The 1232-nt window shown below is 64.1% G+C and carries 1 protein-coding gene; it reads left to right on the top strand.

The features are described from left to right. Positions 1 to 475 precede the first annotated feature (475 nt). On the top strand, positions 476 to 1207 hold the full coding sequence (locus tag U9980_RS14555; protein WP_322768405.1) for a GAP family protein: 732 nt from the start codon (positions 476 to 478) through the stop codon (positions 1205 to 1207). Positions 1208 to 1232: the final 25 nt, after the last annotated feature.

The following is a 1232-nucleotide window of genomic DNA, read 5'->3' as shown; positions in this document are numbered from 1 at the left end:
GAGCCCACCCCCTCCCGCTTCGCAGGAGCCTTAGACCGTGCAAATGCACGTACTTCGTGCGCAGGATATAGCACGGGCATCCGCACGTGCATCGGAACCGTACGAATTACTTTAGGCAGTAAAATAATGACGAACTGTATTCAATGATTGCGAAAGGCCTATATGATGATACGTAGTGAAGTTGTTTGATAACTACAGGGATCGGATCCGTTGCCCGCCTGCTCGGGCAGCGCCTGGCGGTAGGCGCGGCCGGCCACGCCAGGACGCCGCGGCCTCGTCGAACATCGAGATGATCGTCGGCCCGGTCCGGCCGCGCGGTGGTCCGGCCGTGTGGGTGACCCACCCGTGGACGCTGCGTCACCTGGTTCGGGCGAAGCCGTATGAACAGCGGGACCATACGGTGGCCATGGAACGCCTGGCGGACCGTTCAGCGCAGGTGCGTCCGATATCGAGGGGCCCGTGAAGGGACGTCGTGGTGAGTAGTGCGCTGCCACTGGCGCTCGCCGCCGGCATTTATCCGCTGGGACTGGCCATTGTTCTGCGCTATCTCGGCGAACCAGCCTCGATGCGGCATGCGTACGCCTACCTTGCCGGCACCGCGACCGTCACCTTCGTAGCGGGTGTGGCGATCCTGCTCACCCTGCGCGGCTCCGGGTTGACCGAGCGGAAGCATCCCACGCCGAGCGGCGGCATTCAGGTGTTCCTCGGGGTGGGACTGCTGGTCGTGGCGGTCTTTCTGGCCCGACGGCGAAAGCCGGCCGCTGCGGACGGGCCAGACGCTGCGGACGGGCCAGACGCGGCTGGTGCGTACAGCCCGTCGGACAAGGCTGCTGGGCCGGATCAGACTGACAAGCCCGATGGGGCGAATGCTGGACCCGGGCGTCATCCGGGACTCGGTCGTGTGTATCTGTTGGGGGTGGTCACATATCTGCCGTCCCTGCTCTATGTCAGCGCGATCAGAGACCTCGCGAACACCGACATGAGCGATTCGGCCACCGCGCTGCTCCTGGTGCTGTGCGGTGTGTTGGTGCTCCAGATGGTGGAATTGCCGATAATATTGCGACTGACCGCGCCGCGACACACCGGGGCGATTCTCGCCGCGTACAACGGGTGGATGCACCGACACGGGCGGGATCTGGTCGTCCTGCTTGCCGCCGCTGGTGGCGTGTACGTCCTCATCAGTGGGGTCACGACCCTGGTGGACTGAGTCGGAGGTTCAATGGCATGGAATA

Origin of the sequence: Protofrankia sp. Cr1 (genome assembly GCF_963555865.1) — a bacterium.
In the GTDB taxonomy this organism is placed as follows: domain Bacteria; phylum Actinomycetota; class Actinomycetes; order Frankiales; family Frankiaceae; genus Protofrankia.
The sequence above is the reverse complement of the archived record's forward strand: the minus strand, read 5'-3'. Positions and strand labels throughout refer to the sequence as shown.